General features: G+C 28.3%; 16 protein-coding genes. 3 read left to right on the forward strand and 13 right to left on the reverse strand.

What is annotated here, in order from left to right; translation table 11 throughout:
- The first annotated feature begins 4 nt into the window (after positions 1 to 4).
- The 3 genes from ACD570_RS01850 to map are packed head-to-tail and all read left to right on the forward strand — an operon-like array spanning position 5 to position 1,986.
- The gene (locus ACD570_RS01850; RefSeq protein WP_239820154.1) at positions 5 to 478 is read left to right on the forward strand and encodes a C40 family peptidase; all 474 of its coding nucleotides are present in this window, start codon (positions 5 to 7) and stop codon (positions 476 to 478) included.
- Positions 475 to 1,218, forward strand: a complete 744-nt coding sequence (gene murI / locus ACD570_RS01855; RefSeq protein WP_200282504.1) for a glutamate racemase — start codon at positions 475 to 477, stop codon at positions 1,216 to 1,218. The genes ACD570_RS01850 and murI overlap by 4 nt, the downstream gene beginning before the upstream one ends.
- A 9-nt stretch (positions 1,219 to 1,227) precedes the next feature.
- The gene (gene map / locus ACD570_RS01860; RefSeq protein WP_239820153.1) at positions 1,228 to 1,986 is read left to right on the forward strand and encodes a type I methionyl aminopeptidase; all 759 of its coding nucleotides are present in this window, start codon (positions 1,228 to 1,230) and stop codon (positions 1,984 to 1,986) included.
- Positions 1,987 to 1,991: 5 nt separating this feature from the next.
- Here the strand turns inward: map and ACD570_RS01865 are convergent, their stop codons facing one another.
- From ACD570_RS01865 to dnaG, 13 genes are all read right to left on the reverse strand, one after another.
- The gene (locus ACD570_RS01865; protein WP_417904342.1) at positions 1,992 to 2,492 is read right to left on the reverse strand and encodes a flagellar FLiS export co-chaperone; all 501 of its coding nucleotides are present in this window, start codon (positions 2,490 to 2,492) and stop codon (positions 1,992 to 1,994) included.
- 57 nt (positions 2,493 to 2,549) lie between these two features.
- A complete protein-coding gene (locus tag ACD570_RS01870) occupies positions 2,550 to 3,143 on the reverse strand; it encodes an ABC-type transport auxiliary lipoprotein family protein (RefSeq protein WP_337206821.1) in 594 nt (197 codons plus the stop codon).
- Positions 3,143 to 4,033 (reverse strand): MlaD family protein, encoded by an 891-nt coding sequence (locus ACD570_RS01875; RefSeq protein ID WP_337207013.1) that lies wholly within the window; start codon positions 4,031 to 4,033, stop codon positions 3,143 to 3,145. The genes ACD570_RS01870 and ACD570_RS01875 overlap by 1 nt, the downstream gene beginning before the upstream one ends.
- A 2-nt stretch (positions 4,034 to 4,035) precedes the next feature.
- Positions 4,036 to 4,758: an ABC transporter ATP-binding protein gene (locus ACD570_RS01880; RefSeq protein ID WP_200282492.1), complete on the reverse strand. Its 723-nt coding sequence runs from the start codon at positions 4,756 to 4,758 to the stop codon at positions 4,036 to 4,038.
- Positions 4,758 to 5,870, reverse strand: coding sequence for an ABC transporter permease (locus ACD570_RS01885; protein ID WP_200282490.1), 1,113 nt, complete (start codon positions 5,868 to 5,870; stop codon positions 4,758 to 4,760). Before ACD570_RS01885 ends, ACD570_RS01880 begins: the two co-directional genes overlap by 1 nt.
- 2 nt (positions 5,871 to 5,872) lie before the next feature.
- Positions 5,873 to 7,771: a transketolase gene (tkt, locus tag ACD570_RS01890; RefSeq protein WP_337204916.1), complete on the reverse strand. Its 1,899-nt coding sequence runs from the start codon at positions 7,769 to 7,771 to the stop codon at positions 5,873 to 5,875.
- A 10-nt stretch (positions 7,772 to 7,781) separates the two neighbouring features.
- On the reverse strand, positions 7,782 to 8,621 hold the full coding sequence (locus ACD570_RS01895; protein WP_200282486.1) for a polyprenyl synthetase family protein: 840 nt from the start codon (positions 8,619 to 8,621) through the stop codon (positions 7,782 to 7,784).
- On the reverse strand, positions 8,618 to 9,712 hold the full coding sequence (locus ACD570_RS01900) for a PDZ domain-containing protein (protein ID WP_337207019.1): 1,095 nt from the start codon (positions 9,710 to 9,712) through the stop codon (positions 8,618 to 8,620). The genes ACD570_RS01895 and ACD570_RS01900 overlap by 4 nt, the downstream gene beginning before the upstream one ends.
- Positions 9,709 to 10,014 (reverse strand): YbaB/EbfC family nucleoid-associated protein, encoded by a 306-nt coding sequence (locus ACD570_RS01905; protein WP_200282481.1) that lies wholly within the window; start codon positions 10,012 to 10,014, stop codon positions 9,709 to 9,711. Before ACD570_RS01905 ends, ACD570_RS01900 begins: the two co-directional genes overlap by 4 nt.
- Entirely contained in the window at positions 10,014 to 11,294 is a 1,281-nt protein-coding gene (locus ACD570_RS01910) for a UDP-N-acetylmuramoyl-L-alanyl-D-glutamate--2,6-diaminopimelate ligase (RefSeq protein ID WP_337209525.1), read from the reverse strand. Before ACD570_RS01910 ends, ACD570_RS01905 begins: the two co-directional genes overlap by 1 nt.
- A complete protein-coding gene (locus ACD570_RS01915) occupies positions 11,278 to 11,832 on the reverse strand; it encodes a histidine kinase (protein ID WP_239820146.1) in 555 nt (184 codons plus the stop codon). The genes ACD570_RS01910 and ACD570_RS01915 overlap by 17 nt, the downstream gene beginning before the upstream one ends.
- Positions 11,819 to 12,091, reverse strand: a complete 273-nt coding sequence (locus ACD570_RS01920) for a NifU family protein (RefSeq protein ID WP_200282472.1) — start codon at positions 12,089 to 12,091, stop codon at positions 11,819 to 11,821. The genes ACD570_RS01915 and ACD570_RS01920 overlap by 14 nt, the downstream gene beginning before the upstream one ends.
- An 84-nt stretch (positions 12,092 to 12,175) precedes the next feature.
- Entirely contained in the window at positions 12,176 to 13,990 is a 1,815-nt protein-coding gene (dnaG, locus tag ACD570_RS01925; protein WP_337207024.1) for a DNA primase, read from the reverse strand.
- Positions 13,991 to 14,016: the final 26 nt, after the last annotated feature.

Raw genomic sequence — 14,016 nt, forward strand, 5'->3', positions numbered from 1 at the left:
ATAAATGAGGCAACTTTTTTTTATTTTTTTAGCTTTATTTTTCATCACAGGTTGTAGTTTTTATCCTAACTTTACTTTTATGGGAAAATCAAACAATCATTATTCAAATGCAGAATCTAAACTTAAATCTATCGCCTATGAATGGAGAAAAACTCCTTATGTTTTAGGAGGAAATACTAAAAGAGGCGCTGATTGTTCAGCATTTACACAAAAAGCTTTATTAAAATTTAATACAAAAATTCCAAGAACAACTGTAACTCAGCTAAATTCAGGTATAAAAGTTTCTAAATCTCATTTAAAGACTGGAGATTTAGTTTTCTTTAGGACAGGTAGAGGTCCTAATGGTATGCATGTAGGAATTTATATGAATAAGGGTAATTTTATTCATCTTTCTTCTAAAGGAGGAGTTAAGGAAGCTAGTTTGAGTAATTCTTATTGGAAATCACGTTATATAGGTGCTAGAAGATATATAAAATGAAAATCGGAGTTTTTGATAGTGGAATTGGCGGCCTTAGTGTTTTAAAATCTCTTTATGAAGCAAATTTTTTTGATGAAATAGTTTATTATGGAGATACTGCAAGAGTTCCTTATGGGGTAAAAGATAAAGATACGATTATAAAATTTTGTTTAGAGGCTTTAGATTTTTTTAAAAAATTTCAAATTGATATGCTTATTATTGCTTGCAATACCGCAAGTGCTTATGCTTTGGATATATTACGTCAAAACGCTAATATTCCAATATATGGAGTGATAGAAGCTGGAGTTGAGGCAACAAAAAAAGCATTAAAAAATAAGAATGAAAAAATTTTAGTGATTGCAACAAAAGCAACTATTCAATCACAAGAGTATCAAAAGCGTTTAAGTGAACAAGGTTTTACTCAGATAAAAGCTTTAGCAACTGGACTTTTTGTTCCTATGGTCGAAGAGGGTATTTTTGAGGGAGAATTTTTAAAAAGTGCTATGAAATATTATTTTGAAAAAGTTCAAACTCCAGATGCTTTAATTCTTGCTTGCACCCATTTTCCTTTTTTAATGAAGCCTTTGAGTAGTTATTTCGGTCAAAATACAAAATTAATACATTCAGGTGATGCTATAGTTGATTTTTTAAAAGAAAAACAAAAACTGATTTATAAAAAAGATAAAGCTTTTTTGCATTTTTATGCTTCAAGCGATGTGCAATCTTTAAAAAATACTGCTAAAATTTGGTTAAATTTATAAGGATAGATAATGATAGAATTGAAAAAACCTTCGGAAATAGAAAAACTTAGAAACGCAAATCAAATTGTCGCAAAAACTTTGGATTTTTTAGAAAAAGAAATAAAAATTGGAATGAGTTTAAAACAAATTGATCAAATGGCAGAAGAATATATATTAAGTTTGGGCGCTAAACCTTCTTTTAAAGGACTTTATGGCTTTCCAGGTGCAATTTGCACTTCTTTAAATCAAGTTTGCATTCATGGAATTCCTGATGATAAAATTCTTAAAGAAGGTGATATTTTAGGTATAGATGTTGGCACAATGCTTGATGGATATTATGGGGATGCTGCTAGAACTATTGCTATTGGCAAAATTTCTTCCAAAGATGAAGCTTTAATTGCTTGTGCTAAAGATGCTTTATATTATGCAATTGATATTATTAAAGATGGAATGCGTTTTAAAGAACTTTCAGCTGCTTTGGGTGAATTTATCGCTTCAAGAGGTTTTGTTCCATTGCGTGGATATTGTGGGCATGGGATAGGTCGAAAACCCCATGGAGAACCTGAAATTTTAAATTATTTAGAAAAAGGGGCTAATGCCAAAAGTGGGCCTAAGATAAAAAACGGAATGGTTTTTTGTATAGAGCCTATGATATGCCAAAATGATGGAACTCCAAAACATTTTAATGGAAAATGGGATGCTGGCAGTGTTGATGAGTTAAACACTGCACATTATGAGCATTGTGTTGCAATTATTAATGGACGAGCAGATATTCTTTCTGTTTTATAAAATGATTATCTAAAAAGATTTTTAAAATCCATACTTGAGTCATACATTCCAGCATTGTCTATATTTTGACCCATGATAATTGCATTAGCAAGATCAGCTAAAATGTTTTTTATCTCATCTCTTTTATCTTGAGTATAAGCTAAAACACCTTCATATCCAGCTTTTTCTAAGATTAAAAGAGGATTTGAAATTTCAAATTCAAAAAGTTTTTTGCCAACATAAACATTAAAAATATTTCCAAAAAGGGCAGTTCCCATAAAAGAACAATTTTGAATAAGTTGCGAAGTAGTTGCATCTAAGGTACGTTTTTGTAAATTATCAATTTGATCATCGAGTCTTTGAGTGATACTTTGTTCAATTTTTTTAAGAGTAAGCTCTAATACTTGTAAGGCACCAATAAAATCATTTGCATCGTTTATTTGTGAGCAAATTTGATTTGCTTTAAATTCTCCTATTGCCTCAACTTCCCCTAAGTATTTTTTTAATATATCTAATTCATTTTTCATTTTTTGCCTTTCAAAAAAATATTGCTATTTTTTTAAAAGCAAAAAGTGTTCCTACTTTCAATCAATGTTGGAATTGATCCATAAAATAATATCTTTAGTTAAAGAATTTAAATTTTTTTCAAAAGATTGATAAATATTTGAAATATTATTTTGATTAATATTTTCTTTACAATTAAAAAATTGATGAGCAATAATTTCATTTTTTTTAACATCTATAAGATTAACACTTACAGTAATTTGTGTATAGTTTTGTTTTAAATCAATAATTTGTTCAAAAGAATCAATTCTACTTTCAAGAACATAATCAGCATTTAATGAACTTTGTGATGAAATAACAGTCTTAAATATTTTAGTTTTCTCTAGTTTTGATAAAAGAAAAGATTTGTAAAAATTGCTAGGCAAATCTGCCCAGAAATGATAAGCATAAGTATTGCTTATATTGTTTTTTGTATATATGATTGATTTTGAATTAAGATATAGGGGTAAATAAGCATTTCTAATTTTTAAAATCTTGTTTGTTTTTTTAAAGGAGATATTAGATGAGATTTCATCGTTTTTTAAAATAAACATTTGGGTTTTATCAATTTGATTATTTATAGAACATCCATAAAAAATAAAACTTAAAATAAGTATATACAAATATTTTTTCATTATCTTTCTCCAGGCCCTAGTTGAGGTTTTTCTTGTTTGAATAAAATATCAGAAGGACTTCTTTGTAAATTTTTTATTAAAATATCACTTTCTAATAATACTTTATTGAGAAGTTCTAAATTTTGATCAATATTTTGTTTTAAATCATCATAAGAATCTATTTTTGAATCAGCTTTTTTAACAAAAGAATTCAAAGCAATTGTTGCTTCTTTGACGCTCTTTAAAATTTCATTAAAATTTTTAGCAGTAAAACTTATATTATCCGCCATCTGTCCCAATTTGAAACTAGCATCTGTAATATTTTGACTCATTTTTTGTGAGTTTTTGTTAAGATGGGAACTTATTTGAGCTAAATTATTTAAAATGAGTCCTAAATTTTTTAAATTTTGTTCGTTTAAAAGTTCTTTAGTTTTTAAATCAGCCGTTTTAACCAAAGAAAAAATATGTTCACTTTGCTTGTCTATAGTAGCTAAAAAGCTTTCTTTAAATTGAATTACAGGGAGCTTTTTATTGTGATTAATAAGTTCTGGACTTTCTTTACTTCCTCCTTGAAGTTGTATAAATTTAAGCCCAGTGATTCCTTGAAGTTGTAAAGTCGCGTATGTATCTTGTTTAATAGGAGTATTTTTTTTCACTTTAATTAAAATTTTAACCCCTAAATTATCTCGTTCTTCTATACTTATTTTTTCTACACTTCCTACTTCTACACCTAAAAGTCTTACAGGTGCTTTGATTCCAAGTCCTGCTACAGATTCTTGCGTATAAATTTCATAGTATTTAAAACTTTCTTTTTTGGAGTATCCACCAAGCCAAAGTATAAATACCAAACTAGCAAAAAATAATCCAAATATAAAAATTCCTACAAAAAAATAATTAACTCTATTTTCCACTTTTACTCCATAAATTTTTTAAAAAGTTTTTCATTTTGCATTTTAAGATCTTCATAAGTTCCATAAAAACCTACTTGAGTATTTTCTAAAATGATAAAGCGATCTAGTAAAGTTTTCATGCTATCTTTATCATGAGTTACTAACACAATACTAAGATTAAAAATTTGTTGTAATTCTAAAATAAGTTCATCAAATTCTCGGCTACTATGTGGATCTAATCCTGAAGTAGGTTCATCAAGAAAAAGCAATTTGCTATCCAAGGCTAGTGCTCTTGCAATAGCTACTCTTTTTTGCATACCTCCGCTTAATTGGCTTGGAAATTGCTTTAAAACATTTTCATTTAATCCAACCATTTTAAGTTTCATAAAAACTAATTCTTTGATAGAATTTTCATCTAGTTGAGTATATTCTTTCAAAGGAATGGCTATATTTTCATAAACATTTAAAAAACTAAAAAGAGCAGCAAATTGAAAAACTACTCCCCATTGTTTTTGTAAATTTAGAGCATTTTTTTCACTTATATTTTTAAGTTTAAATCCTAAAATTTCATATTCTCCTTCATCAAAATGTTCTAAAAGCAACATTTGTTTTAATAAAACAGATTTACCGCTTCCGCTTCCACCTAAAATACCAAAAATTTCATTTTTTTTAACTTCAAAATTTATATTATTGTGGATTATTTTTTGATCAAATTTAGTTATGATATTGCGTGCCTTAATAATCATTAAATTCCAGCCATAGTTAAAATAATTGAAAATAAAGCATCAAATGCTATTACCCAAAAAATAGTACTTACAACACTTTTTGTGGTATAAATTCCTATGCTTTGTGTAGTATTTTTTACTTTAAAGCCATTAAAACAAGCAATCGCGCCAATTAAAAAACCAAACATTGGAGCTTTTGCAAGACCTATAATGATTTGTTTTAATTCTACTGCTTCTTTAAAGCGTCTTATAAATTCTGAAAAAGAAATATCAAGGTTTATTTTTGCTATTATCATTCCACCTAAAATACTTACGGCATCACTTAAGGCAACTATCAAAGGCATGGAGATAATTAAAGCCATAACGCGAGGAATGATAATAAAATCAAAAGATCTAAATCCCATTGTATTCATTGCAGCAATTTCATCTGTTATTTTCATAACTCCAATTTGAGCTGTATAAGAACTCGCACTTCTTCCAGCTATTATAATAGCTGTAATTAAAGGAGCGAGTTCTCTTGTGGCTGAAATTCCTATTAGATCAACAATAAAAATATTAGCTCCAAATTGTGCTAATTGATAAGCTGCTTGATAAGCAAGAACGATTCCAATTAGCATTGCAGTGAGAATAACAATAGGTAAAGCGTTAAATGCCGAATTTTCTATATGATACAAAAAAGATACAAAACGAAAATTTTTAGGATTTTTAAAACATAATATAAGAGCGACAAAAAAAGCACCTATAAAATTGATAAAATCTTTTAAAATTATAAGAAAATTAATACTAAGAATTCCTAAGGATATAAATATTTTTTTAAAATCAAATGAGTTTTGCTTTATATTATTCTCTATTCTTTGATAATTTTTTTCACAAAGTTGAAATAGCTTTTCAAAGCGAGAATTTAATCCCTGTTTTAATACAGAGATATTATTTTTTTTAAGGTCAAATTCTAAAGCAAGAAAGAATCTTACTCCAGCCATATCAATTTCTTCTAGATCGCTAAAATCAAAAACACACTGTGTATTTGAAATTTTAGATAAAAAATCGTGAGTTTTTAATTTTGTAATACTTGTTTTATTCCAAATTCCAAAAATCAATATCTTATCTTTTTGAAATTTGAAATTTGCATTCATTTTTATTGATTAATTATAAAATTTAAAAGTTTAGAAACGCTAAAACCAAAATGTTCAAATACATCCTTATCTTTTCCACTTTCTCCAAAACTTTCTATGCCATAAACTCTGTGGCAAAATTTATAAAGCTCATTAGAATTTGCTGCTTCAACTCCTATAACTTCACCTTGTAAAATTCTTTTTTTATAGTCATTTTCTTGCTGATTGAAGAGTTCAAAACAAGGCATTGAAGCAACATTACAAGTAATATTTTGTTTTGCAAGCTCATTGGCAACATCTAAACAAAGCGAAACTTCGCTACCGCTAGAAAGTAAAGTGAATTTAGGATTGTCATTTTCTTTTAATAAATAAGCTCCATTTTCAACATCTCCAAAAACAGGTTCACTTAAAGCTTTAAGTTTTTGACGTGAAAGCACAAAAGCACTTGGCATTTGTTTATTTAAAGCTATTTTCCAAGCTTTAACATTTTCAACCCCATCAGCAGGTCTAAAGGTTAAGAAATCAGGCATAGCTCGAAAAGTGCTTAATTGTTCAATAGGTTGGTGAGTAGGACCATCTTCTCCAACTCCAATGCTATCGTGAGTAAAAATAAAAAAGTGTTTTATTTTCATCAAAGCAGCAATTCTAGCAGCAGGTTTTAAATATTCACTAAAAATAAAAAAGGTTGCCGAAAATGGTAAAAATAAGCCATAACGAGCAAAGGCATTATTAATTGCTACCATTGCATGTTCTCTTATACCAAAATGGATATTTTTTCCTTCTACAAAGTCTCCCATATTATGGAGTTCGGTTTTATTTGAAGGGCCTAAATCAGCACTTCCACCTAAAAATCCTTCTAAATTTTTGGCTAAGATATTTAAAATTTCTCCATTGCTATCTCTTGTAGCAAGGTCCTTGCCTTTAAAATCAGGATATTGTATTTTGCTAAAATCAGGTTGTAAAAGTTTTTCTAAGAGTTCTTTTTTATTTGAATTTTTAAGTTTTTCTTTCCATTTTGCTTCTTCTAAATCTCCAATTTCTATAGCACTTTCAAAGCGAATTTTTGCTTCTAATGGAATTTGAAAGGTTAAATTCTTATCAAAACCCATTTTTTCTTTAGCTTCTTTAATGATATCTTCTCCCAAAGGTGCACCATGGCTTTTGTGACTTCCTTCTAGCTTTCCAGCACCTTTAGCAATAGTTGTTTTTGCAATAATAAGACTTGGCTGTTTAGAATTTTTTGCTTTTTCTAGAGCTTTGTTGATTTCTTCAAAATTGTGCCCATCAATATTTTGAACTTCAAAGCCTTGAGATTTAAAACGTAAAGCAACATCTTCATTGAATGCAAGACCTACATCTCCTTCTATAGAGATATTATTGCTATCATAAATAAGTATTAAATTATCAAGTTTATGAAGTCCTGCTAAAGAACAAGCTTCATAAGAAATTCCTTCTTGTAAATCCCCATCACCGCAAAGACAATATACTTTATGATCAATTAAATCATTTCCTAACATTTTTTGAGCTTTTTTAGCAGCCATAGCAAATCCAACAGCATTGGCTACACCTTGTCCTAATGGACCTGTTGCAATTTCAATACCTGGTGTTGTGATTTCTGGATGACCAGGGGTTTTAGAATGAAGTTGTCTGAATTTTTTTAAATCATCTAAACTTAAGTCATAACCACTTAAATGTAAAAAACTATAGATTAAAGCACTTGCGTGACCCCCTGAAAAAATTAATCTATCGCGATTTAGCCAGTTTGGATTTTTAGGATTATGCTTTAAATGATAGCTTAAAACACTTAAAATATCAGCTAAACCTAAAGGTGCACCAGGGTGACCAGAATTTGCCTTTTCGATCATATCTGCGCTTAAAAATCTTAAAGTATCTGCTTGAATTTTTAAAAATTTTGTATCCATTCTCAACCTTTTATAAATATTGTATCATAAGATTTTCGATCATTTTTGATATTTTTTCATCTAAATCAATCAAATCATTTTTGCAATTTTGAATCAAATCATTTTTGCAATTTATAGCTTTTTGAAGTCCTAATAAATTTACAAAAGAATTTTTATGTGTATCGTGTTTAGCAGGTTTTCCACTTTGTTCTTCGCTTGCGGTTGCATCGATAATATCATCATTGATTTGAAAAATTAAACCTAATTTTAAACCAATATTGTAAAATTTTTCATTCTCTTTTTCATCTAATTCGCAAATTTCACAACCCATTTTTAAAGATGCGGCTATAAGTTTCGCAGTTTTATGGATATGTAAAAATTTGAGTTCTTCTAAATTAAGTTTTTTATTTTCAAAATAACAATCAATCGCTTGACCTATAATCATTCCATTAATACCTGCATTATAGGCCAAAGTACGGATTAAATTGATTTTAATCTTTTCTTGTAAATTTAAGTTGCTTAGCAATAAAAAAGCTTCAGTATTTAAAGCATCTCCAACTAAAATAGCTGTAGTTTCATCATAGCTTTTATGCAGAGTAGGAGAACCTCGTCTAAGATCAGCATTATCCATAGCAGGTAAATCATCATGAATAAGGGAGTAGGTATGGATAAATTCTAGAGCTAAGGCTGCATCTAAAGCATTTGAAATTAGTTGTGGTGCTTTACACTCAACAACCCCTAAAAGTAATTGTGCACGAAAGTGCTTTCCACCAGCTTTTAACATGGCTTGCAAAGCTTCATTAAAAAAAGGATGAAAACTTTTTATATAAGGTAAATTTTCATTTAAATGCTTGATAAAAAGTTCTTTCACTTTTTAAGCCTAATAAAAAATTGAAAATTTCCATCTCCGCCTGCATCGATATCCCCAATTAATCCATTATCAAAATTATGTAAAGGCAGTTTAGAACTTTTTCTTTGGATCAAAATATTAAAATCATTTCCATTCGCAAGTATAGTTTGTAAATTTTTAAAATCTTTTAAAATGATATTATTAACACGTAAAATTTTATCGCCTACCATAAATCCAGCTAAATCGGCCTTAGATTTTGGATCAACTTTTGTTACAACTAATGATGAATTAACACTTAAGCCCAAATTACTTCTAAAATTTGTTGGCTTTGGCTTTGGTTTAGTATTTGGGAGATTAAATTTGCTAATATCTTTAGCAAAAACTTGAGTTGATATATTTAAATCCATATTATCTCTTAAAACTTCAAAATAAAGGGTGCTACTAGGATCAGCAAAAAGAATTTTTTCATTTAATTTTCTCAAATCTTTAATAGGAACGCCATCAACACTAATAACTTCATCATTGACCAAAAATTGACCATTTTTTCGTACTTTATTGACGTAAAACTTGTTTTCTCGCTCAACAAAATCAACCCCAATATCACCCCAATAAACATCGTTATATTTCATAAAATGTTTTAAATATCTATTTCCTATAAAAGAACCATTGTTTAATGCTATACCAAGCATTTCGCAACAAGGAGTTCCTAGGAGTCCTATTTTTGTGTTAAAATCAAGTTGATCTCTTTCATTAATATTTTGAGCTAAATATTTAATATGACCTATATAAGGTTTATCCGGATCCCAAATTCCTACCCAATCATTACGAGTTAATTTTTCTTCATCGCCCATAGGAGCAGGGATAAGTGAAAAATCTGTTCGTACAAGATAAAGATTTAAAAAAGGATCATATTTTACGTATTTATTTAATTTTGTATTAGGTTGTTTTAAAACAGCAAGTAAATTTTCGCTTAAAGCAAAAGCTGGCATTCCTTCATAGTTAAACATACTTGCTTTATTTCTTTCATAACCTGCGGCAAAATCTTCAAAAGTGGGACGTTCAATAGCCTTTCCAATAACCAAAAATGCAATTATACAAAATAAAAATCTCATAATTTTCCAAAGCCTCCTAAAATATCACTGCTTATACTGTTGCGATTTTGTGCTACCATAGTTAAAACATCATTGATAGCAGATATTAACAAAATTTGCATCGATTCTTTATCCTCAAGCAAGGAATCATCAATACTTACATCAATAATTTCTCCTTTGCCATTTGCACTGACTTTAACAAGTCCTGCGCCACTTTTTGCACTAAATTCTTTATTTGCAAGTTCTAATTCTATGTTTTTTGCTTTTTCTTGAACTTGATTTAAAATTTCTCCCATTTTAGAAAAGTCTATATTATCAAACATCAATTTATCCTTAAAATTTCATTTACAACTAATTTATCGCTAAAAGGATATTTTACCCCTTTAATTTCTTGAGTTTCTTCATCCCCTTTTCCTAAGATTACTACTAGATCATTTTCTTCTTTAAGTTCCAAAGCTTTTTTTATGGCCTCTTTTCTATCTTCAATCATTAAAGCTTTTTTGGGTTCTTTAAAACCATTTGCGATTTCTTCGATTATAGTTTTTGGATCTTCATCGCGTGGATTATCGCTTGTAATAATAGCAGTTTTTGCAAAATGCTCTACAACTTTACCCATTAAAGGTCGTTTAGTGCGATCTCTATTGCCTCCTGCTCCAAAAACTACGATTAATTTTTTATTTTTAAGAGCATCAAGAACTTTTTCTATACCATCTGGTGTATGAGCGAAGTCGATAATAACTCCATCGGCAACTTGCTCCACTCTTCCACAAACTCCTCCAAATTGATTGATAGCTTTTTCCAAATCATTTAAATTTGGTTTAATAAGTTCATTTACGCAAGCACTTGCAGCAAGAAGATTATAAAGATTGAAAAGTCCCAACATAGGAGATTCTATGTGAAAGGTTGTATTTTTAATCATGGCGATCGCATTAATACCATTTTCTAAAGAATAGGCTTTGATTTGATATAAGGAAGGATTTTCTATCCCATAAGTAAAAGCATTTTTTACATTAAATTTAATTGCCAGAGCGTCTTTATTAATAAATTTCAAGCTTTCATCTGTAAAAAAAAGTTCTTTGGCTTGTTTATAATTTTCAAAATTTTGATGAAAATCTAAATGATCTTGAGTGATATTAGTAAAAATTTTTGCTGCAAATTTTAAACCTTCAATCCTATTTTGTACTAAAGCATGTGAACTTACTTCCATAACGAAAAATTCACATCCTTTTTGTGTTGCTATTTTTAGGTACTCTAATGTTTTTAAAATTGCTGATGTTGTAAGGGATTTTTTATCGATTTGTTCATCATTTATAAAGGCACCGCGAGTTCCACAAAGGCCGCATTTGTATCCTAAATCAAGTAATATAGAATAAATTGCTGCTGCAGTTGTTGTTTTTCCGTTTGTTCCGGTAATACCAATAATTTTAATGTTTTCGTCGATATTAAGTATTTTTTTGCATTCTTTAACATCAATAATCTTACATTCTTGTTTTAAGGCTTCATTTTCAAATTGTTTATTTTGCTCTGTTTTTAGAAAAAAACAACCTTTTTCGCATTCTAAAGTATTATCTGTGATAAATGTATTTTCAAGCTTTATTTTCACTTTTAAACCCTATAAGTTTTTCTTGGATTTTTATAAATCTTTCATTAGCCCAAAAATGAGATATAACGCTTTCTATATAATTTAAAGTCATATCTTTATAACCATGTTCAAGAAGTTTTTCTAAAAAATCTAAGAAATCATCACGATTGTCAATGACTAATTTTGCACTATGTATAATATTTTCAAAACTTTTTTCAAAACCAATTTGTTCCTCGCTTTTTAAAAAATCTTGATAATTTAAAGCATAGCCATCTTCTAATTCATCTTTGTACTGAGATTTTTGTTCATGTTGAGTTTCTATTGTTTTTAAAATTTCTTCAAAATCTTTATCAATCTTTTCTATGGTGTAGTGTTCTAAATAAAATTCAAAGAGTAAAATTGATTCTTTTGGAAATTTTAGAGCCAAATCACAAAGTAAAATAAAATTAAATAAACGTTTATTTTTACGTTTTTCATAGGCTAAAGAAAAATATATTTTTGCAGTTTTAAAATCTTTTTTTAAAAAATGCTTAATACCGAGTTTTTTATAATTTTGCAAATTCTTCTGCTCCGCCATTTAAATTTACAATAGTAATTTCTGGATGAATATCGATTTTAAGTTGTCTTTCAAGTCCATATTTTAAAGTTGTTCCACTTGATGCACAACCTTTGCAAGCACCAATTAAATGCACATAAACTATTCCATTTTTAATTCCTAAAAATTCAAGTCCTCCCCCATCACGTTCTAACATGGGAATACTTTTTTTTAAACTTGATTTTACAGGATTTATAAGTTCTTCATCACTAAAAGGCATCATCAAATCAATCCTTAAAAAAATTTCTATACTTTAGCGTGATTGTGTTTAAAAAAAGGTAAATTAGACACTTTTTTATAATTTATCTTAAAAAGGTTCTTCATTGTGCTCTTGTGTAAAATTTATATTTAACTCTTTTGCGTTGAAATTTTTTAAAGAAAAAATTTTATTTAAGCTTTTAAATAATTGTTCTAGTTTTATTTCATCTTTTTCATTTTTTAAAAGCAATAAATATTCTTTTAAAAAGTGCAAACATTCTTCTTGTGTTAAATTTTTATTTAAAATATGAAAATTCTTATCGATTAGGGTAAAAAGTTGTTTTTTTAAAGCTAAAACAGAATTTATGGTATCAATATGGTTTAAAAAAGCTAAATTAATCTTACAAATACCAAATAAAAATTCATTTTGATTTAATTTTTTATGGATATTTTTTTCTTCAAATTCTCTTATATCAACATCTTCATAATCTTTTTTTTCTAAAATTTTTTCTAATAAATTTTTATGTTTAAAACAAACACTATCGCTAATTTGTTTAAAAAATTCGTGCATATTAGGATTGTTTTTTAAAAAATTAAGAATTTCAAGTTCCATAATATGTGTTTTTGTATTTGGAATTTTTAAGGAGATGGAATTTAAATTTTTATAAGATTTAATTTTTTTTGTTAAAATAACCAATTTTTCTTCCACGCCTAAAAGTTTAGAAACTAATTGTACATAAGAGTTGGCAACTAAGGGTTCAAGGGTAAAGGTATATTTTTGTATACTTTCTAAAGCTTTTTGTTTATCAAGCGCTGAATCAAGTGTAAAATCAGCTATAATGCGTCTAATATAAAATTCTCCAAGTTCCATACCCTTTTCGAGTATATTGTAAAGTTTTGCATTTTGATTATTAGCAACTAATTCCGCAGGATCTTTTCCTCCTTCTAAGAGAGCAACTTTGCCATCAATTTTATGAGTGCTAAGTAAAAAAGCTGATCTAGTAGCAGCTCTTAATCCCGCTTCGTCATTATCAAAACAGAGTATAACTTTAGCTTCGTAGCGACGTATTAAAGGTAAATGATGTTCAGTTAGCGCAGTACCAAGAACAGCTACAGCGTTGTTAAAACCCGCTTTATGAAAAGCAATTGCATCCATATAGCCTTCGCAAATAATCATTTCTTTTTTTGCATTAATAGCATCTTTGGCTAAATGAAAAGCGTAAAAAATTCTGCTTTTATCAAAAAATATATTTTGAGGAGAATTGACATATTTTGCCATTACGTTTGGATTTATAGTTCTTCCACCAAAACCTACAAGTGTATTTTTTTGATCATAAATTGGAAAGGTAATACGCCATATAAAACTTGCATAAATTTCACCTTTTTCATCTTTCTTTAGAGCTCCAACCGCTAAAGCATCTTCAATAGATATATTTTCATTTTGCAACAATCTTACACTTTCTTCGCTTGATTTTGCAAAACCTAATTCAAATTTAGCGATATCTTTGTCATCTAATTTTCTTGAGTAAAGATAGTCTAAAATTTCTTTATGATGGGAAAGATTATTTTTAAAATAAGCGTTTAGCTTAGGTAAGATGATTTTTAGATCTTTTTTATTTTCATTTTTTTCTTTAGTATAATTTAGGGTAAAATTGCAAAGATTGGCAACTTTTTCTACGGCATCATAAAAACTTAATTTTTCATAATCCATTACAAATTTAAAAGCATCTCCACCTGCCTTACACGCAAAACAATGATAAAAACCTTTTTGGACATTAATATGCATAGAAGGATTTTTATCGGCATGAAATGGGCATACGCAAACAAAGCTAGAGCCCTGTTTTTTTACTTCAATGTAGTTTTCAATTATATCAACGATATTAAGTCTTTGGGATAAATTTTCTATACTTTCTTTAGATATCATTTTAAAAACCTTAAATAAAATTATAC

This window comes from Campylobacter sp. LH-2024, from assembly GCF_048270605.1.
Taxonomy (GTDB): Bacteria; Campylobacterota; Campylobacteria; order Campylobacterales; family Campylobacteraceae; genus Campylobacter_D; species Campylobacter_D molothri.